Source organism: Helicobacter pylori (assembly GCF_011175115.1).
GTDB classification, from domain to species: domain Bacteria; phylum Campylobacterota; class Campylobacteria; order Campylobacterales; family Helicobacteraceae; genus Helicobacter; species Helicobacter pylori_DF.
The window spans coordinates 469570-492159 of the sequence record NZ_SHOW01000001.1 but is presented as its reverse complement, the minus strand read 5'-3'; the positions used below and the strand labels follow the sequence as shown (position 1 = coordinate 492159).

The 22590-nt window shown below is 39.5% G+C and carries 18 protein-coding genes and 1 other RNA gene; 12 read left to right on the top strand and 7 right to left on the bottom strand.

Translation table 11 applies throughout. The features are described 5' to 3' along the window. Positions 1 to 196 precede the first annotated feature (196 nt). The 6 genes from dnaG to EXS92_RS02280 all read left to right on the top strand — a co-directional run bounded on the left by dnaG (position 197) and on the right by EXS92_RS02280 (position 6902). Positions 197 to 1876 carry a DNA primase gene (gene dnaG, locus EXS92_RS02305; RefSeq protein WP_165515426.1) on the top strand — a complete coding sequence of 560 codons (1680 nt, stop codon included), beginning with the start codon at positions 197 to 199 and terminating at the stop codon, positions 1874 to 1876. After that, entirely contained in the window at positions 1873 to 2925 is a 1053-nt protein-coding gene (locus EXS92_RS02300) for an MnmA/TRMU family protein (protein WP_165515425.1), read from the top strand. Before dnaG ends, EXS92_RS02300 begins: the two co-directional genes overlap by 4 nt. A 93-nt stretch (positions 2926 to 3018) precedes the next feature. Beyond that, complete coding sequence (locus EXS92_RS02295) at positions 3019 to 3846, top strand: DUF5718 family protein (RefSeq protein ID WP_165515424.1); 828 nt, start codon at positions 3019 to 3021, stop codon at positions 3844 to 3846. Between the two features lie 146 nt (positions 3847 to 3992). Beyond that, positions 3993 to 4274 (top strand): TrbC/VirB2 family protein, encoded by a 282-nt coding sequence (locus EXS92_RS02290; RefSeq protein ID WP_001272686.1) that lies wholly within the window; start codon positions 3993 to 3995, stop codon positions 4272 to 4274. Then, positions 4274 to 4537, top strand: coding sequence for a hypothetical protein (locus EXS92_RS02285; protein WP_000584958.1), 264 nt, complete (start codon positions 4274 to 4276; stop codon positions 4535 to 4537). The genes EXS92_RS02290 and EXS92_RS02285 overlap by 1 nt, the downstream gene beginning before the upstream one ends. 1 nt (position 4538) lies before the next feature. Then, positions 4539 to 6902, top strand: a complete 2364-nt coding sequence (locus EXS92_RS02280) for a VirB4 family type IV secretion/conjugal transfer ATPase (protein ID WP_165515423.1) — start codon at positions 4539 to 4541, stop codon at positions 6900 to 6902. A gap of 30 nt (positions 6903 to 6932) precedes the next feature. Here the strand turns inward: EXS92_RS02280 and ffs are convergent. Next, an RNA gene (ffs, locus tag EXS92_RS02275) (signal recognition particle sRNA small type) lies at positions 6933 to 7030 on the bottom strand. A 173-nt stretch (positions 7031 to 7203) separates the two neighbouring features. Here ffs and EXS92_RS02270 point away from each other — a divergent pair. From EXS92_RS02270 to nspC, 3 genes are all read left to right on the top strand, one after another. Further along, on the top strand, positions 7204 to 8544 hold the full coding sequence (locus EXS92_RS02270) for a COG3014 family protein (RefSeq protein ID WP_165515422.1): 1341 nt from the start codon (positions 7204 to 7206) through the stop codon (positions 8542 to 8544). A 107-nt stretch (positions 8545 to 8651) separates the two neighbouring features. Beyond that, positions 8652 to 9617, top strand: coding sequence for a chemotaxis protein CheV1 (cheV1, locus tag EXS92_RS02265; protein ID WP_000785446.1), 966 nt, complete (start codon positions 8652 to 8654; stop codon positions 9615 to 9617). Further along, a complete protein-coding gene (nspC, locus tag EXS92_RS02260; RefSeq protein ID WP_165515421.1) occupies positions 9614 to 10831 on the top strand; it encodes a carboxynorspermidine decarboxylase in 1218 nt (405 codons plus the stop codon). Before cheV1 ends, nspC begins: the two co-directional genes overlap by 4 nt. Before the next feature lie 9 nt (positions 10832 to 10840). Here nspC and lpxE read toward each other — a convergent pair whose 3' ends face one another. The 4 genes from lpxE to EXS92_RS02240 form a co-directional block, all read right to left on the bottom strand. Next, positions 10841 to 11374: a lipid A 1-phosphatase LpxE gene (gene lpxE, locus EXS92_RS02255; protein WP_242673978.1), complete on the bottom strand. Its 534-nt coding sequence runs from the start codon at positions 11372 to 11374 to the stop codon at positions 10841 to 10843. Between the two features lie 49 nt (positions 11375 to 11423). Beyond that, a complete protein-coding gene (eptA, locus tag EXS92_RS02250) occupies positions 11424 to 12989 on the bottom strand; it encodes a phosphoethanolamine--lipid A transferase EptA (protein WP_165515419.1) in 1566 nt (521 codons plus the stop codon). Between the two features lie 596 nt (positions 12990 to 13585). Then, positions 13586 to 15661: a Hop family adhesin SabA/HopD gene (sabA, locus tag EXS92_RS02245; protein WP_165515418.1), complete on the bottom strand. Its 2076-nt coding sequence runs from the start codon at positions 15659 to 15661 to the stop codon at positions 13586 to 13588. 684 nt (positions 15662 to 16345) lie between these two features. Then, the gene (locus EXS92_RS02240; RefSeq protein WP_165515417.1) at positions 16346 to 17626 is read right to left on the bottom strand and encodes a citrate synthase; all 1281 of its coding nucleotides are present in this window, start codon (positions 17624 to 17626) and stop codon (positions 16346 to 16348) included. 197 nt (positions 17627 to 17823) lie between these two features. On the opposite strand from EXS92_RS02240, the gene icd reads away from it, so the two are divergent. Both icd and EXS92_RS02230 read left to right on the top strand, forming a co-directional pair. After that, the gene (icd, locus tag EXS92_RS02235; protein WP_000323961.1) at positions 17824 to 19101 is read left to right on the top strand and encodes an isocitrate dehydrogenase (NADP(+)); all 1278 of its coding nucleotides are present in this window, start codon (positions 17824 to 17826) and stop codon (positions 19099 to 19101) included. 69 nt (positions 19102 to 19170) lie between these two features. Beyond that, on the top strand, positions 19171 to 19698 hold the full coding sequence (locus tag EXS92_RS02230) for a DUF1523 family protein (RefSeq protein WP_165515416.1): 528 nt from the start codon (positions 19171 to 19173) through the stop codon (positions 19696 to 19698). On the opposite strand, the gene bioD is transcribed toward EXS92_RS02230, so the two are convergent. Both bioD and EXS92_RS02220 read right to left on the bottom strand, forming a co-directional pair. Beyond that, positions 19675 to 20331: a dethiobiotin synthase gene (gene bioD, locus EXS92_RS02225; RefSeq protein ID WP_165515415.1), complete on the bottom strand. Its 657-nt coding sequence runs from the start codon at positions 20329 to 20331 to the stop codon at positions 19675 to 19677. The genes EXS92_RS02230 and bioD overlap by 24 nt on opposite strands. Positions 20332 to 20334: 3 nt before the next feature. Further along, a complete protein-coding gene (locus EXS92_RS02220) occupies positions 20335 to 22050 on the bottom strand; it encodes a DUF3293 domain-containing protein (protein ID WP_165515414.1) in 1716 nt (571 codons plus the stop codon). A gap of 108 nt (positions 22051 to 22158) precedes the next feature. On the opposite strand from EXS92_RS02220, the gene EXS92_RS02215 reads away from it, so the two are divergent. Continuing rightward, a complete protein-coding gene (locus EXS92_RS02215) occupies positions 22159 to 22572 on the top strand; it encodes a universal stress protein (RefSeq protein ID WP_001023008.1) in 414 nt (137 codons plus the stop codon). Positions 22573 to 22590 lie beyond the last annotated feature (18 nt).

Genomic DNA, 22590 nt, shown 5'->3' with positions numbered 1-22590 from the left:
CAAGCCATAAAACCAAATCTAAGATTATAATTATAAGGATTATTAAGTCTATTTATATCAAGTTTCATTAGTTTAAAAATATAAGGATTAGAAAAAGGGGCGTTATCAACAAACCTTTTTTAAGATTTTATTTATTGAGTATAATCCCTTTTGAGAAAGTCAAACCAAAAAAGCCCATTTAAAGAAAGCATGAAAAATGATTCTTAAAAGTTCCATTGATCGCCTTTTGCAAACGATAGATATTGTAGAAGTCATTAGCTCTTATGTGGATTTGAGGAAATCAGGTTCTAGTTACATGGCTTGTTGCCCTTTTCATGAAGAAAGGAGCGCGAGTTTTAGCGTCAATCAAATTAAAGGGTTTTACCATTGCTTTGGGTGTGGGGCGAGCGGGGATAGCATTAAATTTGTGATGGAGTTTGAAAAACTTTCGTTTGTGGAAGCGCTTGAGAAATTAGCCCACCGATTCAATGTAGTTTTAGAGCATGACAAAGGCGCTTATTACGATCATAAAGAAGACTACCACCTTTTAGAAATGGTGAGTTCGTTGTATCAAGAAGAGCTTTTTAACGCCCCGTTTTTTTTGAATTATTTGCAAAAAAGAGGGCTTAGCCTAGAGAGCATCAAAGCGTTTAAATTAGGCTTATGCACGAATAGAATTGATTACGGCATTGAAAATAAAGGCTTGAATAAAGACAAGCTCATTGAATTAGGCGTGTTAGGCAAGAGCGATAAAAAGGATAAAACCTATTTGCGCTTTTTGGATCGCATCATGTTCCCTATTTATAGCCCTAGCGCTCAAGTGGTGGGTTTTGGAGGGCGCACCTTAAAAGAAAAAGCGGCCAAGTATATCAATTCGCCCCAAAGTAAGCTTTTTGATAAATCCAGTTTGCTCTATGGCTATCATTTGGCTAAAGAACACATCTATAAACAAAAGCAAGTCATTGTAACAGAGGGGTATTTGGATGTGATTTTATTGCACCAGGCGGGTTTTAAAAACGCCATAGCCACGCTTGGGACAGCTTTAACGCCATCGCATTTGCCCTTGCTTAAAAAAGGCGATCCAGAAATCCTCTTAAGCTATGATGGGGATAAGGCAGGGCGGAATGCGGCTTATAAAGCGAGCTTGATGTTGGCTAAAGAGCAAAGGAAAGGGGGGGTGATTTTGTTTGAAAACAATCTCGATCCTGCGGATATGATCGCTAATGGCCAGATTGAAACCTTAAAAGACTTGTTATCGCGCCCCATGGCTTTTATTGAATTTGTTTTAAGGTGCATGGCAGATTCCTATCTTTTAGACGATCCTTTAGAAAAAGATAAGGCTCTTAAAGAAATGTTAGGGTTTTTAAAAAACTTTTCCTTGCTTTTGCAAAGCGAATACAAGCCCTTAATCGCTTCTCTTTTGCAAGCGCCTTTGCATGTTTTAGGGATTAGAGAGCGAGTCTCTTTTCAGCCTTTTTACCCCAAAACAGAAAAGCCTAATCATGCTCAAAAGTTGGTTAATGCTCCTAGCACGCTCAGTTTGGAATTTTTAGAAAAATTAGTGATCCGCTATCTTTTAGAAGACAGAAGCTTGTTGGATTTGGCGGTGGGTTATATCCATAGTGGGGTATTCTTGCATAAAAAACAAGAATTTGACGCTTTGTGTCAAGAAAAATTGGACGACCCTAAATTAGTTGCGTTATTATTAGATGCGAATTTACCCCTAAAAAAAGGGGGGTTTGAAAAGGAATTGCGTTTGTTGATTTTGCGCTATTTTGAGCGCCAACTCAAGGAAATCCCTAAAAGCTCGCTCCCGTTTAGCGAAAAAATGATCTGTTTAAAAAAGGCTCGCCAAGCCATTATGAAATTAAAACAAGGAGAATTAGTCGCCATATGAAAAAGATTAAAGCTTTAGCCTTATTCAGTGGGGGGTTGGATAGTTTGTTGTCTATGAAATTACTCATTGATCAAGGCATTGAAGTAACCGCTTTGCACTTTAATATAGGGTTTGGAGGGAATAAAGATAAAAGAGAGTATTTTGAAAACGCCACCGCGCAAATCGGGGCTAAGCTCTTGGTGTGCGATATTAGAGAGCAGTTTTTTAACGATGTGTTATTCAAGCCCAAATACGGCTATGGGAAGTATTTCAACCCTTGCATTGATTGCCATGCCAACATGTTTAGGAACGCTTTTTATAAAATGCTTGAATTGAACGCGGATTTTGTTTTGAGCGGGGAAGTGCTAGGGCAACGCCCTAAATCCCAAAGGAAAGAAGCGCTCAATCAGGTGAGGAAATTAGTCAGAGAAGTGGGCGAAGAGGCGCGTTTTGATCCCGTTTTAGACCGAACGCAAGCAAGCGGTGAAAAACCGCAATTTTTAGATGAATTGCTCTTAAGGCCCATGAGCGCTAAACTCTTAGAGCCTACTTTTATGGAAAAAAAGGGTTTTGTTGATAGAGAAAAGCTTTTAGATGTGAGCGGTAGGGGGCGCGTTAGGCAATTGCAAATGATCAAAGATTACGGCTTGAAATATTATGAAAAGCCAGGTGGGGGGTGCTTGCTTACGGACATTCAAGTGAGTAATAAGATTAAGAATTTGAAAGAATACAGAGAAATGGTGTTTGAAGATGGCGTGATTGTCAAAAACGGGCGTTATTTTGTCCTACCCCATAACGCTCGTTTGGTGGTGGCAAGGAATGAAGAAGAAAACCATAAATTGGATATTCAACACCCCTTAATGGATAAGATTGAATTGCTAGGCTGTAAAGGCCCTTTGAGTTTAGTGGATAAAAACGCCAGCAAAGAAGATAAAGAATTGGCCGGCCGTATCGCTTTAGGCTATGCTAAGACTTTAAAAAATCAAGCTTATCTCATTCAAATAGGGAACGAAAAGCGCGAGCTTTACCCTTTGGATAAAGAGAGCGCTAGAGAGTATTTATTCGCTTAAAAGGGAGTTTTTTTGAGGGTTTTAGGGGTTTTCTTTTTATGCTATAATAGAAAAAGCTCTAGCTAGCGTTAAGCTGTTTTTTAGGAGATCTGTATGCAAGAGTTTTTAGGTTTTGGTGTGGTGGGGAATTTTGCAGGGCATTTGGAGCAAGCAGGAGAGAGTCATAGTTTTATTAACATGAAAAGCGAAGAAAAGGACGCCCCTAAGGGGCTATTCCCTTTTTATATCCCGTATGAGAATTGCTATTTGGGGCGTTGTTGCATTGATAACCATAAGATTATTTTGCCTAATGATCCACATTTAAGGGTGCAAGCAGAGCCAGAAATCGCTTTAGAATGCGATGTTAAATACGATGAAAAACATTTGGTAACCAAGCTTGTACCTAATTTTTTCATGGCGTTTAATGACGCTTCTGTGCGTAATTTAGAAGCCGCAAAGCTCTCCCAAAAAAAGAATTTTTCACCAGCTTCTAAAGGTATAGGGCAGAAATTGCCTATTGACAGGTTTGTTTATGGGGGGGTGTGCAATAATTTTTCTATCGCGTCTTTTTTGAAATACAATAATGTTTGGCACATTTATGGGGAAAACAGCAAATTGATCAAATACGAATTTTTTTATCAAAAACTCTTAGACTGGATCAAAGACAGATTGAACCACCAACAAGATGGCGATTCTTTAGAGACTCTAAGACCTTTTTTAGAGCACCATAATTTCCCTACTAAAATGATTTTTGCGATCGGGGCTACCCCTTATATGCCTTTTGCGCAAGAGCATTTTTTACAAAAAGGCGATGAGGTGGTGATTGTTGCTTACAACCATTTACAATATAGTTTTGAAAAGATTCAAAGCCTCTTAGAAGAAGACACCCTACAAACCAAAGAACACACCAATCTTTCTTATGTCTATCAGATCGTAGAATAGTAAGGCTTTTACCTCTTTAGCTTTGCTTTTTTACCCTTTTAAAGATAAAAACCACCCCTTTTTGACCCCCTTTTAGAGGATTTTTATGGTTTTTTTGAGATAATAAAGCGTTATAAAGTTAATTAAAATTAAACAAAAGGGTTTTGATGTCCGCTCATTTTTTAAAAATCATTTTTTTAGTAGGCATGTGCGTTTCAAGTTTGTTCGCTGAAGGTTTAGAAGGGTTTTTTAACGCCCTAGAAGCCCAGCTCAAAAGCCCCATCGCTAAGGGGATTTTAATGGTGATTTTCATAGGGATCGCCATTTATGTGTGGAGGAATTTGGACCGGTGGAAAGAGATTTTATTCACGATCCTTGGCGTGGTGTTTGGGATTTTTTTATTCTTTAAGGCCCCGAGTTTGGCGAATTGGTTTATGGGAATTTTTTAATGATTATCCTCTCAGCGAGCGTGAAGAATTTGCGTGAAATTTCGGTTAAAGAAAAATTTTTATGGCTGAACGCTAAATCTTATTTGATTTCTGTTTTTGCGCCTTTTATCTTGCTCCCTTGGATTGATTTATTGAGCGCTTTTTTATTGTATTTAGGGTTTTTAGCGCTCTTTAGCGTGCTGGAATTTTTTGATGAAGACATTGCAGATATTATCGTGGCTAAAAGCAAAATAAAGACTAAAACCAAATATTATAGAGCGTAGGATGTTAGAAAAGCTTTTGAGCGCCGTCAAACAAAAAGTTTCAAACTATTTTTTAGGGGTTTTACCTAAAAGCTATTCTATGAGCGAAGAAAACAACATTTTAGGCTTGTATGATGAGCACTTTTTACTCACTAAAAACGAAAACTTAGTGGGCATCCTCCGTTTAGAGGGGGTGAGTTACACCCATTTAAGCACAGAGCAATTGCAAGATCTTTTCACCGAGCGCCAAATGGCGTTGGATTCTTTAGAAAAAGTCGTGGCGCGCCTGGTGGTTAAAAGGCGTAAAATTGATTATAAACAAAGCATTCAATCTGATTCTAAATACTTGCAAGCGATTTTGAACCAGTTTGAAAACAAAGAAGTGTATGAAAATCAGTATTTTTTAGTTTTAGAAAGCGCGCACTCTTTACAGGGCGTTTTAGAGCATAAGAAAAAATCTCTCATGCATGCTAATAGGGAAAATTTTAAGGATATTCTCTCTTATAAAGCGCATTTTTTACAAGAAACTTTTAAAAGCTTAGAAATCCAGCTCAAAAATTATGCCCCCAAACTCTTAAACTCTAAAGAGGTTTTGAATTTTTACGCAGAATACATTAACGGGTTTGATCTTCCCTTAAAACCCCTAGTAGGAGGGTATTTGAGCGATAGCTATATCGCTAGCTCTATCACTTTTGAAAAAGATTATTTCATTCAAGAAAGCTTCAATCAAAAAACCTATAACCGCTTGATTGGCATTAAAGCTTATGAGAGCGAGCGCATCACTTCTATAGCGGTGGGAGTGCTTTTATACCAAGAAACGCCTTTAGATATCATCTTTTCTATAGAGCCTATGAGCGTCAATAAAACGCTGAGTTTTTTAAAAGAGAGAGCCAAGTTTAGCATGTCTAATCTCGTTAAAAACGAGCTGCTAGAATACCAAGAATTAGTCAAAACCAAACGCCTATCCATGCAAAAATTCGCCCTAAACATTCTTATCAAAGCCCCTAGATTAGAGGATTTAGACGCTCAAACCAGCTTAGTTTTAGGGCTTTTATTTAAAGAAAATTTAGTGGGCGTTATAGAAACTTTTGGCTTGAAAGGGGGGTATTTTTCCTTTTTCCCTGAACGCATCCATTTAAACCACCGCTTGCGTTTTTTAACCTCTAAAGCCCTAGCGTGTTTGATGGTGTTTGAAAGGCAAAATTTAGGCTTTAAGGCTAATTCATGGGGGAATAGCCCTTTGAGCGTGTTTAAAAATTTGGATTATTCCCCTTTTTTATTCAATTTCCACAACCAAGAAGTGAGCCACAACAACGCTAAAGAAATCGCCAGAGTGAATGGGCATACTTTAGTTATAGGGGCAACCGGAAGCGGTAAAAGCACGCTGATTAGCTTTTTAATGATGAGCGCTTTGAAATACCAAAACATGCGCCTTCTAGCTTTTGACAGGATGCAAGGGCTGTATTCTTTCACCAAATTTTTTAAAGGGCATTACCATGACGGCCAATCTTTTAGCATCAACCCCTTTTGTTTAGAGCCTAATTTGCAGAATTTAGAATTTTTGCAATCCTTCTTTTTGAGCATGTTGGATCTCGCCCCCTCAAGGGATAAAGAAGCCTTAGAAGACATGAATGCGGTTTCTAGCGCGATTAAGAGCCTTTATGAGACCTTATACCCTAAAGATTTTAGTTTGCTGGATTTTAAAGAAACGCTTAAAAGAACCTCATCTAACCAACTAAGCTTGAGCTTGGAGCCGTATTTGAATAACCCCCTTTTTAACGCTTTGAATGACGCATTCAACTCCAACGCTTTTTTAAATGTAATCAACTTAGACACCATCACCCAAAACCCCAAAGACTTAGGGCTTTTAGCCTATTACTTGTTTTATAAAATCTTAGAAGAATCCAGGAAAAACGACAGCGGTTTTTTGGTTTTTTTAGACGAGTTTAAATCCTATGTGGAAAACGATTTATTGAACACTAAAATCAACGCTTTAATCACGCAAGCCAGAAAAGCTAATGGCGTGGTGGTGTTGGCTTTGCAAGATATTTACCAATTAAGTGGGGTCAAAAACGCCCATAGTTTTTTAAGCAACATGGGGACTCTTATTTTGTATCCGCAAAAAAACGCTAGGGAGTTGAAACACCACTTCAATGTGCCTTTGAGCGAAACTGAAATTTCTTTTTTAGAAAACACCCCTTTGTATGCCAGGCAGGTTTTAGTCAAAAATCTGGGTAACGGGAGTTCTAACATGATTGATGTGAGTTTGGAAAGCTTGGGGCGTTATTTGAAAATCTTTAATTCGGATTCTAGCCATGTCAATAAAGTGAAAGCGTTACAAAAAGACTACCCTACAGAGTGGCGTGAGAAACTTTTGAAGAGCTAGTTTTAAAAAGTTAATACCAATTTGAAGCACTCCTATTCAGATGGCTAAGGCACACAAGAAATTAGGGGACTCTGCTGTATTCCTACCCTGAAGCGTTACCCTAAAGTCCTATTGCATAGGTCTAAATAAGAGCTTAAGGCTCATTTTAGCCATAAAAAGCTTATGTTTTCATTAAAAATGTTATGATACGCTCAAATAGTCAAGCAAAAAAATGTCAATTAAAAGGGTTAGATTGAAAATATTCGTTCTGTTGATGTCGGTAATTTTAGGAATATCATTAACAGGTTGCATAGGCTATCGTATGGACTTAGAACATTTTAACACGCTCTATTATGAAGAAAGCCCTAAACAAGCTTATGAATATTCTAAACAATTCACTAAGAAAAAAAAGAACGCTCTTTTATGGGACTTGCAAAACGGCTTGAGTGCTTTATACGCCAGAGATTACGAGACTTCTTTAGGGGTGTTAGATCAAGCCGAGCAACGCTTTGATAAAACCCAAAGCGCTTTCACAAGAGGGGCTGGTTATGTGGGCGCTACCATGATTAATGATAACGTGCGCGCTTATGGGGGGAATATTTATGAGGGCGTTTTAATCAATTATTACAAAGCGATAGACTACATGCTTTTAAACGATAGTGCGAAAGCTAGGGTGCAATTCAACCGCGCGAACGAACGCCAGCGCAGGGCTAAAGAATTTTATTATGAGGAAGTGCAAAAAGCCATTAAAGAGATCGATTCTAGCAAAAAGCACAATATCAATATGGAACGCTCTAGGGTAGAAGTGAGCGAGATTTTAAACAACACCTATTCTAATTTAGACAAATACGAAGCTTATCAAGGCTTGCTTAACCCGGCGGTTTCGTATCTTTCAGGGTTGTTTTACGCTTTAAATGGGGATAAGAATAAGGGGTTAGGCTATCTTAATGAAGCCTATGGGATCAGTCAAAGCCCTTTTGTAGCCCAAGACTTGGTTTTTTTCAAAAACCCTAACAGGAGTCATTTCACTTGGATCATCATTGAAGATGGTAAAGAGCCGCAAAAAAGCGAATTTAAAATTGATGTGCCTATTTTTATGATCGATTCGGTTTATAACGTGAGTATAGCCTTGCCCAAGCTAGAAAAAGGGGAAGCGTTTTATCAAAATTTCACTCTTAAAGATGGAGAAAAAGTAACGCCCTTTGACACTTTAGCCTCAATAGATGCGGTGGTCGCTAGCGAATTTAGGAAGCAGTTGCCCTATATTATCACTAGAGCCATTTTATCGGCTACTTTTAAGGTGGGCATGCAAGCGGTAGCGAACTATTATTTGGGGTTTGTTGGAGGGTTAGTAACTTCCTTGTATTCAGGTGTGAGCACCTTTGCAGACACTAGAAACACGAGCATTTTTGCCCATAAAATCTATCTTATGCGTATCAAAAACAAAGCTTTTGAAAATTATGAAGTTCGAGCTGATTCTATTGACGCTTTTTCGTTTTCCTTAAAGCCTTGTAAAAGATCGCTTGAAAACCCTAAAGTCATTGACGCTAGGGAATTGCTTTCAGGGTTTGTAACAGCCCCACAAATCTTTTGCTCTAACCGCCATAATATTTTATATGTGCGCAGTTTTAAAAACGGGTTTGTTTTGAGTCGTTTAAAATGATTTCAAAACCCCCACCAAAGGAATTTTAGTTTTTAAGTGTCGTTGGCATTAAACACAAACACGATATAATTATAAAACGATACGAAAACCTAAATTAAGGGGAAGTCATGGCTGATAGTTTAGCGGGCATTGATCAAGTTACGAGTTTGCATAAAAATAATGAGTTGCAATTGTTGTGTTTCAGGCTGGGTAAAAACAAGGATTTGTATGCGGTCAATGTCTTTAAGATCCGTGAAGTAGTGAAATACCATGGCAATCTCACTATCATCAGCCACGAAAACAATTCGCTCGTTGAGGGCTTGATCATTATAAGAGAGCTCACCATTCCCTTGATTGATATGAAAAAATGGTTTTATTATGACAGCCAAAACAAAAACAAGGATTTACGCCCTTATAGGATAGAAAAAGACAAGGGCGAAGACGATATTGTTATGATTTGTGAGTTTTCTCGCTGGACTATAGGGGTTAGGATCTATGAAGCGGATAGGATTTTGAGCAAGAAATGGACTGAAATGGAGCAAAGCGCTGGATTAGGGGGATCTGCAGGCAATAACAAGCTCGTGAGCCGCACGCGCTATTTTGACGGGCGTTTGGTGCAAGTGGTGGATATTGAAAAAATGCTTATAGATGTGTTCCCTTGGATTGAAGATGAAAAACACAACGATTTAGAGACGCTTTCTAAAATCCATTCTAACCAATGCGTTTTGCTCGCTGATGACTCTCCAAGCGTTTTAAAAACCATGCAAATGATTTTAGACAAGCTGGGCGTCAAGCACATTGATTTTATCAATGGTAAAACCTTATTAGAGCATTTGTTCAACCCAACAACCGATGTGAGTAATATTGGCCTGATTATTACCGATTTAGAAATGCCAGAAGCGAGCGGTTTTGAAGTGATCAAACAGGTTAAAAACAATCCTTTGACTTCAAAAATCCCTATCGTGGTCAATTCTTCTATGAGCGGCAGTTCTAATGAAGACATGGCCAGGAGTTTGAAGGCCGATGATTTCATCTCTAAGTCTAACCCTAAAGACATCCAGCGAGTGGTTAAGCAATTTTTGGAATTAGCATGAAAAAATACAGCGCTATCCCCACCCCTTGCTATGTGTTAGAGAGCGAACGCTTAGAAAAAAACGCCAAGATTTTAGAAATTGTGCGCCAGCAAAGCGGGGCAAAGGTTTTGCTCGCTTTAAAGGGGTATGCGTTTTGGCGTGAGTTTGGGATTTTAAGGCAAAGATTGAACGGGTGTTGCGCGAGCGGTCTTTATGAGGCTAAGCTCGCTTTTGAAGAATTTGGGGGGCGAGAGAGCCACAAAGAAATTTGCGTTTACAGCCCGGCTTTTAAAGAGGCTGAAATGAGCGCGATTTTACCCCTAGCGACAAGCATTATTTTCAACTCTTTTCACCAATACGCTACCTATAAAGACAGGATTTTAGACAAAAACAAGCAGTTAGAAAACTTGGGCTTAAGCCCCATTAAAATGGGTTTGAGGATCAACCCTCTCTACAGCGAAGTAACCCCAGCGATCTATAACCCATGCTCTAAAACAAGCCGGTTAGGGATTACGCCTAGCGGATTTGAAAAGGGGGTGAAAGAGCATGGCTTAGAGGGGGTGAGCGGGTTGCATTTCCATACGCATTGCGAGCAAAACGCCGACGCTTTGTGCCGGACTTTAGAGCATGTAGAAAAGCATTTCAAGCCCTATTTAGAAAACATGGCGTGGGTGAATTTTGGTGGGGGGCATCATATCACCAGGAGCGATTATGATGTGAATTTGCTCATCCAAACGATTAAGGATTTTAAAGAACGCTACCACAATATAGAAGTGATCTTAGAGCCTGGGGAAGCCATAGGGTGGCAATGCGGGTTTTTAATCGCAAGCGTGATAGACATCGTTCAAAACGATCAAGAAATTGCAATTTTAGACGCTTCTTTTAGCGCTCACATGCCCGATTGCTTAGAAATGCCTTATCGCCCTAGTATTCTTAAAATTTCCGTAGAAAACGATGAAGAAATTATTGAAGTTGAAAAGGGTGAAAATCAAGGGGCGTTTTCTTATTTTTTAGGCGGCCCTACTTGTTTAGCGGGGGATTTTATGGGGAGCTTTAGTTTTGAAACGCCTTTAAAAAGGGGCGATAAAATCGTGTTTCAAGACATGCTCCATTATACGATTGTTAAAAACAATTCGTTTAATGGCGTGCCGCTCCCAAGTCTGGCTAAATTGGATCAACAAGGGTTTAAAATCCTTAAAAACTTTTCTTATGAAGATTATAAAAACAGAAATTAGATCTTTTGATTAAGGCTTTTTGGGGCTTGTAAAAAGGCCTACACACAACATTCCAGTGCCAAGCCCAGCCAACACAGCGCCAATGGTGTGCATGTCTAAATAAATGCGAGCGAGCATGGTTAAGGGGATTAAAGGCAAGAGCCACAAGTATTTTTTAAAAGAATAACGGCGCATTAAAAACGCCACCGCCAAACCTACCATAGACGAATGCCCGCTTGGCATGTTGAAATTACCCCCATAAGGGCGCTCGCCCAAACGCTGCTCATTGATCGTTACATGGTTTAAGGCTCTTTTAGTGGTGTGCGTGAGAAGGGTTGTAGCGATAGAGGCGTTAGCGACTTGAAAAAGCCCTATCGCATCTCTTTGGATCAAGGGAATCGCCACAGATAAAATCGTAGGGATAAAGCGCGCGTAATGCTCGGTGAAATGAAGCGCCAAAGGCACATTTTGGTGTTTAGGGACTTTAGGGAAAGGGATAAAAACACCCAATAAAATCAAGCCCAAACTGAGCGCTAACAAAGTTTTAGAAAAGCTTTTGGGCAGGCTTTCACAAAATTTTTGTTTAAATAAGAATTTTTTCATGAGTGTTATTTTACTCTTTTTTGTGTTTAAGCAGATCTAAAGAAGGGCGATAAACAGCACTAGGGGTTTTAAAATCCTCAAACACCCCTAAAATGCTATGGAAAATGGTATTTTGATTAATGGGGGTTTGGGTTTGAATGATGGAATGCTTCTCTTTAAAAAGATCGTTGGCATAAACGATAAAGGGGATCTCGTATTGCTCTTTAGGGGCGATGCTTTTAGGAATGCCATGCAAATAGAACGCTTCTTCGCCCAAGCTTTCGCCATGATCGCTTAAATAGATCATTAAGGCGGGCTGTTTGGCGTTTTCAAGCATGCTAATGATTTTGTCTAACAGATAGTCGTTGTAAAAAATGGTGTTGTCATAGGCGTTAATCAGGCTTTCTTTGGAGCAAGAAGACAGATCAGCGCTTGAACAATAGGGCTTAAACACCCTAAAATTTAAAGGCACTTTGTTGTCATAGTTGGGGCCATGCGAGCCGGCAAGGTGTAAGATGAGTAAGACATTTTCGTTAGAGTGTTCTTTTAAAAGGTTAGGCAAATTATAGAGTAAGGATTCATCATAAGGAGCGATCGCTTCGCAATTGGGGCATTTTTGAATCAATTCGTAGTTTTTACGATAGCTTGTAACCTTAACATTCTTTTCGCCGTCATTTGCGCTATACCAAAAGACTTTGATACCGGCTTTAGTCAAATAAGTCGGTAAATTTTCATAAGCGTTGTTTTTAAAAGAAGAATCTAAAATGCATTCCAAACTCGCTGTCGTGTAAGTGGCGCAAGAAGTGGCGTTAAAAAGGGTGAGTTCATGATTTTCTAAGCGTTTGCTTAATCTTGGGGTGGTGGGTTTGTGATAGCCATAAAGGGCGTAATTGTGTTTCCTAGCGCTTTCGCCAATAACTAGCACCACAAACGAATGAGAATGGTTGGGCGAAAAGAGAGGGAGCGGCTTGATAGTGGGGGCGAAAAATTTAAGAGCGCTCACTCTAAAAGCGTTCACGCTATAAGCGAAGGGCAGGATTAAGCCCCCTATGAATTTCGCATGCTTGTCAAACCACAGCCAATTTTTAGCGTTAGCTAAAGCGCTAGCGATAAAAATAAACACTAACGCCAAGATCGCTAAAAAGGGCGCTTTTTTAGAAGAATTTTTGATGGGGATTTTATAAATGATATAGCCGGGTAACATCCCAAAAACAACGATAAAAACGAATAATTTAACGCTCAAAAAGCCTAAAACTTCATGCGTGTTGGTGTTTAAGACATTGCCCATCATGCTCTTATTTAAAAACACCTTATAAGCGCTAATGAAATAGAAAGCGACAGAATTGAGCCAACTAAAAACAACCGCGCTTAAGCGCATCAAAGAAGCAGAGATCAAGCCTAACGCCAAAAAAAGAGCGCCATTAACGCAAAAAAGCACGATAATAATCATGGCTATAAAACTAACTTGGTTGCTTTCTTTATAAACATAAGCGAACAAAGGGAAATGGTATAAAACGCCAAAAATAAGGCTATAAAGCAAACCGGCTTGCAGACAACTTAGGGGCTTTAAAAACTTCAGATGGAATAATGATGTCAAACACGCCCCTTAAAATCAATCAATTTTAGGATTATATCGTAGGTATGGGGATTTTATGGTTTATTTTAAAGTGGAAAGCGCATTTTTTAGGGTGGTTGCATTTAAGGGCTTTAAAGCGTGTTTGTTGTAGGGTTTCATCACGCCCCATAGTTAGGATATGGGGCAAATCCAAATAAGGAGCATGCCATGAAGCGTAAAAGTGGCAAACGCTCTTGGAAACTATTATACCTTGAAATTTCTTTTTCTTGGTTTAAGGTAGTGTTTTTGATAAAACGCTAATTTCTAAGAGCGTTCCCTAAGCCTAAAAAGCTTAGGGGTTTCCTTATGTGAAGCGGGTTTGTCCTTGACTTTGGGGCGTTTGCATTGGGTTATAAAAATGATCGCTTGAATAACGCTAATTTTTATTTAGATTGTAAAAAACGCCCTTGAGTATTTTTTATGATTAACGCTTGAAGTCAAAAAACTTTATTTGGTGGAAAAAATTAAAAAAGTTTAGAAAAATAAAAGCTTTATGAAAAGTTAAAAAGCGAGTGAGAGAAGTCAGCGAAAAAAGATTAAACCCCCTAAAAAGAGGGTTTAAAAAGGGGTTTAATGCTTTAGTAAGCAAACACATAGTTGAGATACACGCTATAAAGCCTTCTGTATTGCAAGGTAGTGCCTAGCAGAGAATAGTAATTCGTGTTGATCGTGGGGATCTTCACGCCTAATTCCATGCCATGTTGCGCGCTATGATCAGCGCCTCTCCTCTTATTCCTGGCGAGATTGGTCCTTAAGCCCAGATTGAATAAGAATTGGAAGTTAGAGGTGTTGATTTTAGCTTTATAGTAATTGTTCACATTCGCTAAATTCACATACTGAGAATTAAGCCATGAAGTCCCGGCTAGTTGGATACCGCCAAACGCGCCAAAAGAAATTTTATTGTGTTTAGTGGCTTTATCGTTGATGAAATTCACTAACAAATCGCTCCCCACGCCATAAGTCCAAACATCAGAATCGGAGTTGAAAAATTGGGATTTGTTATAGGTGTGGTTGTAATCCACAAAGCCGTAGTATCTCGCGCCCCATCGTTTGTTTTTCCCAAAGAATTGCTTATAGCCCACTTGAAAGCCGATCCCATTCATCGCGCCGTTATTGGTGGTAGAAGCGGCGATTAGTCCGGCACGTCTGAAAGGGTTACTGCCGAGTTCCTGGCTCCTGGATTGCACTTGAGAATGGATGTTGGAGTCAATGTAGTAGTTATCCTGTATGCCTTGCGGGCTATTAGGGTTAGTCTTTTTGCTCACCACATTTTGTAAAGACTGAGCGTCAGGCAAGCTAGAGAGCGCTGCTGTGATGCTGTCATAGTGTTCGCCTAGCTTTTGATACTGACTGCTGAAGTTCGCTAAAGTGTAGGCGAGGTTGCGCGCGTTATGGATTCGCTCCGCTTGGTCGCCAAAATGAGCGATGCTGTCTTTTAAATTCGTTACGGTCTCTCCCACATACGCGCAACCGGCTCCCCAAGTGTTAGAAGTCACTGTGCCGGATGGCGTGCCACGGAGATTGCCATCGCTACCCTTTTCATGGCATACCCCTAAAGAGTCTTTCACAAAGGCTGCAGGGATTCTTTCAAAGTCTTTCACCACTGCTTGGGCGCGGTTTAAAATCTCCGCTTGCGCTTTAGCGTTAGCGAACATGCTTTGGGCGAAGTTGGCATCTTTATAGGGGTTGAATGTCTTCCCAGTGTCTAGGTTGTGCTGGTTTTGCGCGTTGGCAGCAACGATCTTGGATTGCTCTACGGCTATTTCAGCGTTTTTAATCATGTCTTGAATCGCGCTGATTTCATTTTTAAAAATCCCGCACGCGCTCCCATCGCCTTTCAAATATATTCCTTCCCATAAACTACCACTACTCGCACCACCTGCACCACCATTATTGATCCATGGGCATGCGCTATTAAGGGTAGTTATAATGGTGCTAGCCTGTTCTAAAAGAACTTGAGCGTTATTTTTTGTAACAATTTCTTCTCCATTATTATTCGTATTCGTGTTTCCATTATTTTTATTGATTGTGAATTTGAGTTCTGTGTTGGTGTCGCTTAAGGCTGGGATTTCTTGCCCGCTTGCTCCAAAAGCCTTTTGGATGATTTGATAAGCTCTATTGATTTTCGCGTAATTTTCAGTGGATAAAATGCTGTATGGTCCTGGTTCATAACCAGTAGTGCCACAAGTAATGGTAGTGCCTCCCCATTGATTTGAAGGCGTGTTGTGGAAAGTTTGAACGCCCCCATTTTTGCTTGTGTCTTTACCGGGACCACAAGGACTGATCGCATAGCTCATGACTTGCCACAAGCCCGCTGCCGCATTCAAGGCTAAAAGCACGGCTTGATACGCCGGGGAATTCTTTTTGTCATTGATCAAATTCTTCGCGCTAGCGTTCAAATTGCCCCTTGCGTTATTGATAGCGTTGGGGTCGGCGGACTGCCTGATGAGAGCGTTTAGGACGCTATAATTCGTTAAAAGGTTGTTCAATCTTTCATAGCTGTCTGAAAGATCTTGAATGCCTTTGGTGTTTTTCACCATTTGAGCGGATTCGCCGATTTGATAGCCGGCGCTCACAAAAAAGCCGTTGTCTTCAGCGCTTAAAGCGGAAACTAAAAGCGAACCTAAGGTTAATGACAGAAATTTTTTCTTCATGTTTTCTCCTTTACTTTATTAAAATAAGATTGATTTTGTCCGTAAATCTTGCGGAAGTGTGTCTTTAAGTAAGACTATACCGCAAGCTTTCGTTAATATAGTATAAATTAATGGGATTTTGATATTAATTAGGCGTTTTTGCCCTTTCAAAAAAAAAAAAAAAGGTTTTTGTAGCGTTTCTAAACAAATATTAAACCAATAAAGGTCATTTTAAAAGAAATGAGGTTGTTTGAATGGGGGTAGTTATAAAAAAGGGGGGTTTTTAACTTTGATCGTTTGATTGCTTTTGGTTTGTTGTAAAAAGGATTTTTCTAAAAAATAAGATTTGCTTGTTTGGTTTGTTATAAAAATGATTTTTTCTTTAGATTTGTTGTAAATTTTGTTATAAAAAGGATTTTCTTAAGGAGATAGAAAGGTTTTGCAATCATTCCCCCCAAACACTCAAGGGTTCTTTAAAAAAGCGGTGGTTTCAATGAAACGCTAATTTCTAAGAGCGTTCCCTAAACTTAAAACGCTCAAGGGTTCTTTAAAAAAGCGGGGTTATCCTTGAGTTTTGGGGCGTTTGCATGCGGTTATTTAAAAATTACCGCTTGCTTGGTGCGAGATCCTTGCTCTTTTAAAAAGGCTTTGAGCGTTTCTTAAAACTATCACCAACGCTTTATTAAAACAAAGCCTAGCTTAAGATTAATCCCCTACATAGACTTGTCTTGGGCGCGTGATCCTAGCTTGCGGGCTTTTGACATGCTCTAAAAGCTGAGCGCACCAGCCCACGGTTCTGCCAATGACAAACACCGGCGTGAAAAAACGCACCGGGATTTTTAAAGCCCTTAAAATGGTGCCGGAGTAAAAATCCACATTAGGGTAGAGATTCCTTTCAATGAAATACTCGTCTTTTAGGGCGATTTCTTCCACTTTCGCGGCGATTTCGCTCAAGCGTTCGTCCATTTTAACGCCTTTTTGATGCAGTTCGTCTTTCAAGCCTTTTAAGATTTTAGCGCGCGGATCGTAGCTTTTATACACCCTATGCCCAAAGCCCATGAGTTTGAAACTGTCGTTTTTGTCTTTCACTCGTGCAATATATTTATCCACATTTTTCACATCGCCGATTTCTTCTAATTGGATAAGCACTTTTTCATTTGCTCCGCCATGCAAATGCCCCCACAAAGCGCTAATGCCAGCGCTTATAGCTGCATAAGGATGCACGCCGGTGCTAGCGACATTCCTTACCGTGGTAGAAGAGGCGTTTTGGCTGTGATCAGCGTGTAAGGTTAGGATTTTATCAAAGGCTTCCACTTCTAGGGGTGTGATTTCCACTTCGCCTTGAGTGGTGTGTTTCAAGCGGCTGTAAGGATACCCTCTCAGCATGAAAAGGATATTTTCCACATAAGAGCGCGCGATATCCGGATAAATAATAGGTGCTCCCACTTCATTACGATAGCAAATAGCCGCAAGCGTGGGGATCTTAGCGACAATCCTTCTGGCCATCGTTTGGTAATCTTCTTCAGTGTGCATGTTTTGGTGCGTGGAATAAAGGGTGGATAAAATAGACACACCGCTAGAGAGCTTCGCCATAGGGTGGGCGTTACTAGGGAAAGCTGAAAACATGTTGAGTAAGCTCTCATGCACAAAGCTTCTGTGGCGTAGTTCCAGTTCAAATTCCAAGCTTTCATCTTGATTTTTGGGTAATTCCCCTGTGAGGAGCAATTTGCACACATCTACATATTTGTATTTGGCGACTAAATCTTCTATTCTATGCCCTCTGTAATACAATTCGCCTTGCTTGCCATTGACATAGCTGATCTTAGATTGGCACCCAGCGGTAGAAGAATACCCTGGATCGTAAGAAAAAAACCCGGTCGTTTCAAAAAGCTTGGAAAAATCCACCGCTTTAGGCCCACGAGTGCTTTCAATCGTTTCAAATTCATAGCGTTCATTATTTTCATTATTGATTAAAGTAACAGACATTTGACTTCCTTAAGTTTTTAGGATGATAGCACTCCATTATAAGCCAAAAAATTAAATGATTTCTTTTTAAAAACATTGCGTTTTTTCAAGTTATTTCCAACCGCTACTTTTAAACACGCATTCAAAAAAGATTTTTAGGGGTTATATAGTATTTTTGCGCTAGTATAGTTACTTCAATTTTATAAAAAGGACAAGAGATGGCTTACAACCCTAAAATTTTACAAAAGCCTAAAGAGGGCGAAGAAATTACGATTAAAGACAACAAATTGCATGTGCCAAACCACCCCATTATCCCTTTCATTGAGGGCGATGGCATTGGATCAGATATTACCCCGGCGATGATTAAAGTGGTGGATAGCGCGGTTCAAAAAGCGTACAAGGGCGAGAAAAAAATCGCATGGTATGAAGTGTTTGTGGGCGAAAAATGCTATCAAAAATTTAAAGATCACAAGGAATTAAGCCCCGAAGAGCAATGGCTGTTACCGGACACTATTGAAGCGATTAACCATTATAAGGTTTCCATTAAAGGGCCTTTGACCACGCCTATTGGTGAGGGGTTTAGATCTTTGAATGTGGCGTTACGCCAAAAAATGGATCTGTATGTGTGCTTGAGGCCGGTAAGGTGGTATGGGAGTCCGAGTCCGGTTAAAGAACCACAAAAAGTGGATATGGTGATTTTTAGAGAAAATTCTGAAGACATTTATGCGGGCATTGAATGGCAAGAAGGCAGCGCGGAAGCGAAAAAACTCATTCATTTTTTACAAAATGAACTAAAGGTTAAAAAAATCCGCTTCCCTGAAAGCAGCGGCATAGGGGTAAAACCCATTAGTAAGGAAGGCACAGAGAGGTTGGTGAAAAAAGCGATTGAATACGCTATTGATAACGACAAGCCAAGCGTAACTTTTGTGCATAAGGGCAATATCATGAAATACACCGAAGGGGCGTTCATGAAATGGGGCTATGCGCTCGCTCAAAAAGAATTTAACGCTCAAGTCATTGATAAAGGCCCATGGTGTTCTTTGAAAAACCCTAAAACCGGTAAAGAAATCATCATTAAAGACATGATCGCTGACGCGTTTTTGCAACAAATCTTATTACGCCCTAGCGAATACAGCGTCATTGCGACCATGAATTTGAATGGGGATTATATCTCTGATGCGTTAGCGGCGATGGTGGGGGGTATTGGTATCGCTCCTGGGGCTAATCTCAATGACACGGTGGGCATGTTTGAAGCCACCCATGGCACCGCTCCTAAATACGCTGGGCTGGATAAAGTCAATCCGGGGTCTATTATTTTGAGCGCGGAAATGATGTTAAGGCATATGGGTTGGGTGGAAGCGGCTGATTTGATCGTCTCTGCTATGGAAAAAGCCATTAAGAGCAAGAAAGTAACTTATGATTTCGCTCGTTTAATGGATGGGGCTAAAGAAGTGAAATGCTCTGAATTCGCTAGCGTGATGATTGAAAACATGTGAAAGAGCCTTTAAGCTCTTAAATGGTGTTTGAATGCGATTATAGGCTAATACTATCATTAAGGAATAAAGTTGATAAAATTTGTGCGTAATGTGGTTTTATTCATTTTAACAGCGATCTTTTTAGCGCTCATGCTTTTAGTGAGTTATTGCATGCCCCATTATAGTGCGGCTGTCATTAGCGGGGTGGAAGTCAAAAGAATGAATGAAAATGAAAACACGCCCAATAATAAGGAAGTAAAAACCCTCGCTAGAGATGTCTATTTTGTGCAAACTTACGACCCTAAGGATAAAAAAAGCGTGACCGTCTATCGTAACGAAGACACGCGCTTTAGCTTCCCTTTTTATTTTAAGTTTAATTCGGCTGATATTTCAGCCCTCGCTCAAAGTTTAGTCAACCAGCAAGTGGAAGTGCAATACTATGGCTGGCGGATCAATTTGTTTAACATGTTCCCTAATGTGATTTTTTTAAAGCCCTTAAAAGAGGGTGCTGAGATGTCAAAACCCGTTTTTAGCTGGATTTTATACGCCTTGCTACTAGCGGGCTTTTTTATCAGTGCGCGTTCTGTTTGCGCTTTATTTAAGGGCAAAGCTCATTAATTCTTTTAGGCTTTGTTGGAAAATCACAATGGGGTTATTGGAGCATGTATTAAAAAGCTCAATATAGGGCAAACTGATGCTGTGAAAAGCGGTGTTGTTTCCTTTTAAATTGATAGCGATTTTATAATCTAGTTGGTGGGATTTCAATAAAAAGTCATTCAACAAACAATCATTGATTAAACCCAAATTATCATGGCTAATCAAAAGCATTTTGGCTTTTAATTTCAGGGCCAAATCCAGCATGTTTTCTTCTAAAGTGATAGGCACGCATAGCCCCCCAGCCCCTTCAACGATGACTAAATCGTAAGTTTTGGTGAAATTGTGAAGGCGTTGGGTTAAATGATTGGTGTCAATGGGGGCGTTTGGATCTTCTTCTTGTTGGGCGATGAGGGGGGCTGAAGCTTTATGATAACGATAGAATGAAATGTCTTTTAAGGTTAAAGAGCGATCTAAAAGGCGGTTATCCTGTAAGAATAAATGCGCATCGCTAAAGTGGTTAATGGTGTCATTAACGCCCGTTTCAATGGGCTTTAATAAAATCGTTTTAATGCCACAAGCGTTGCAATATTGGGCTAATAGCCTGGCGCATGTGGTTTTTCCGGCATTGGTGTTAGTCGCGCTGATAAAGAGCATGGTTTAACCTTTAAATTTATGGTCATTACCTCTAAAGTGGTAAGCGCCCTCAAAGATTTGAGCGGTCAATACATTTTTGATTTGTGGTAACTTCACATTTTTTAGCGCTTCTCTTGGGACTTCAATGACTAGTCTCTCAAACGCTTGGTCGCTTAAAGGGTTATCAATATCAAAAATGAAACTTAAGGTATTGTGGAGTGAGTTATAAGTAACCTTGTCAATCAACGCATAATTCAGTCTAACTCCCTCTGCTTGCTCAATAGCGGTAACGATGCTTTTAGATAGTCTGGGGCTGATGTTACCAAGTTGTGTCGCTAAATCTGTCGGCGAGATAAAGCAATAACCTGCATCGGTGTCTATGGTGTTAGCAAGCACTTTAGCAATCAATGTCCTACTTACTTCTTTGCCTTGTAGCATAGCATTGACAAGGTTATTGACTTTAAGCGCCTTTTCATAGCTTTGTCTAAAACTAGCATTCAAAACTTTCTTTCTGTTTTCTCGCTCTTTAATAGCTTGTAGTTCATATTTCTCTATGTCATCAGCATTAAAAGTTCTAGGACTGCCATGATATTGCCTTGCTTTAATAAAGCTTTTAACCCCATTCGCAAGCTGTCTGTAAAAACCATCAGTATTCTTTGGAATATTCATCGCCTTAATTTGTGTCTTACTTAACTCATCAAAGAATACCCCATAATTGTCCTTGCCCTCTTTTTTAAAGAATGTATAAACGCTATTGTGTAAGCGTGTGAGAGATTGTGGTAATGGATTAGGAGCAGAGAATGTAGTGCCTGTAAAAGTCCAATACACTTTACCAAAATCCTCTTGTGTCGCTAATAGTAAATCCACTTTGCCAGTCTTGGCGTTTTCACAATAACAAATCGCCGCTTGATTGAATAGTCTCGCTAACAACAATAAATAGCTCGCCAAATCAAATGTGATACTAGGTTCGTTTGCGAATACAAAAAAGCTAGTCTCTTTATCAGGGATAAGGTCGTCATCAAGATTGTCTTTCCAATAACCGATTACTTGAATATAACCTAAAAAGTGTCGCTTACTATCCAATAGTGATTTTAGCTGTCGTGTCCTTTCCATATTGTCTTTTTCAGTATAGCGGTATTTTTTGATAAATTTATCGCTAGACATAAAGTCTTTCATTGTGGCTTTACTATTAGGGGCAGTGTATTTGTCCATAAATTTCTGTCCAAATAAATTGCGAAGTGTTCTGTAAATGTTAGTATTCCCTTTAAAGAAGTCATTAGCTTTTATAGGTTTGTGCCAATCTACTTCAGCGTATTGGTCTTGCCAAAGCTTCATTATTTTATCGGCTTCGTCTTTCCTATAACCGCTCTTATAAGAAGCTATCAATAATTGTCGTTGTTTTTCAGTGAAGTCTTTAAGAAAAGCGTCTTTAAAAGGTCTAAACGCAGAGATAGTCCCAAAAGGTAGCCCGCTTTTGATTTTATTGACAATGCTGTTAAGATTAACACTCTCAATTGTAGAGCCTTTAATAGTCGTATCTTGTGAGTTTTTAAGTCGTGAGAGTTCATCGCCAAAGGCATCTAATGACGCTCTTAAAGACAAGTTAGCTTTTATCTTTACTCTAGGTTTATTTTGTCTAGCTAATTTCTTGTCCGCTAACGCCTTATCAATAGCTGATGTCAAGGAAGTGTTTCTTTGTGGTTCATCAACCAATTCTAAAAAGTCGTAATTCAATAACATTTTGTGTCCTTTTTCTAAGCGAGATTGTAGCGCTTTATCTTTGAGCTTTCAGCGGGTCATTAGAGTTTATTTGGTATAATACCAAAACTTCATTTAAGGTTGGTTCTTATGAATATTTTATTTGGGATTAGCGACACGCAAGAATGTTATAACGCTATCAAATTCGCTGTCAAATTAGCCCATTCGCTTAAAGAGGTCCGTTTCACCTTGTTGCATGTGAGCATGGAAGTGTTTATTTATAGCGAAAGCGGGATGATGGATTATGGCCAAACAGAAGCCTTAGAAGAAGAAAAGGCTAAGGCTTTGTTAAAGCAATTTGAAGACGCTTTCAAAAAAGAAAATATAGAGTGCGAGAGCGTTCTAAAAAGCGGTGATTTGATTGATGTGGTTTTAGAAATGGCTAAGGATTATGATTTGTTATTGATTGGGGCGAGCGAATCTAATTTGTTGTATCGTTTGTTCATTTCGCACCAAAATAGCTTGGTTGAACAATCCAGTATCCCTGTTGTGATCGCCAAGTAGCATGGATAAGCGGCATGA

What these genes read in the sequence shown, in the direction of transcription:
- EXS92_RS02285 (WP_000584958.1), top strand. Translation starts at nt 4,274, where the DNA reads ATGATTATCCTCTCAGCGAGCGTGAAGAATTTGCGTGAAATTTCGGTT.
- EXS92_RS02240 (WP_165515417.1), bottom strand. Translation starts at nt 17,626, where the DNA reads ATGTCTGTTACTTTAATCAATAATGAAAATAATGAACGCTATGAATTT.
- EXS92_RS02270 (WP_165515422.1), top strand. Translation starts at nt 7,204, where the DNA reads ATGGACTTAGAACATTTTAACACGCTCTATTATGAAGAAAGCCCTAAA.
- EXS92_RS02280 (WP_165515423.1), top strand. Translation starts at nt 4,539, where the DNA reads ATGTTAGAAAAGCTTTTGAGCGCCGTCAAACAAAAAGTTTCAAACTAT.
- dnaG (WP_165515426.1), top strand. Translation starts at nt 197, where the DNA reads ATGATTCTTAAAAGTTCCATTGATCGCCTTTTGCAAACGATAGATATT.
- EXS92_RS02300 (WP_165515425.1), top strand. Translation starts at nt 1,873, where the DNA reads ATGAAAAAGATTAAAGCTTTAGCCTTATTCAGTGGGGGGTTGGATAGT.
- EXS92_RS02215 (WP_001023008.1), top strand. Translation starts at nt 22,159, where the DNA reads ATGAATATTTTATTTGGGATTAGCGACACGCAAGAATGTTATAACGCT.
- EXS92_RS02295 (WP_165515424.1), top strand. Translation starts at nt 3,019, where the DNA reads ATGCAAGAGTTTTTAGGTTTTGGTGTGGTGGGGAATTTTGCAGGGCAT.
- bioD (WP_165515415.1), bottom strand. Translation starts at nt 20,331, where the DNA reads ATGCTCTTTATCAGCGCGACTAACACCAATGCCGGAAAAACCACATGC.
- EXS92_RS02220 (WP_165515414.1), bottom strand. Translation starts at nt 22,050, where the DNA reads ATGTTATTGAATTACGACTTTTTAGAATTGGTTGATGAACCACAAAGA.
- cheV1 (WP_000785446.1), top strand. Translation starts at nt 8,652, where the DNA reads ATGGCTGATAGTTTAGCGGGCATTGATCAAGTTACGAGTTTGCATAAA.
- icd (WP_000323961.1), top strand. Translation starts at nt 17,824, where the DNA reads ATGGCTTACAACCCTAAAATTTTACAAAAGCCTAAAGAGGGCGAAGAA.
- nspC (WP_165515421.1), top strand. Translation starts at nt 9,614, where the DNA reads ATGAAAAAATACAGCGCTATCCCCACCCCTTGCTATGTGTTAGAGAGC.
- EXS92_RS02290 (WP_001272686.1), top strand. Translation starts at nt 3,993, where the DNA reads ATGTCCGCTCATTTTTTAAAAATCATTTTTTTAGTAGGCATGTGCGTT.
- sabA (WP_165515418.1), bottom strand. Translation starts at nt 15,661, where the DNA reads ATGAAGAAAAAATTTCTGTCATTAACCTTAGGTTCGCTTTTAGTTTCC.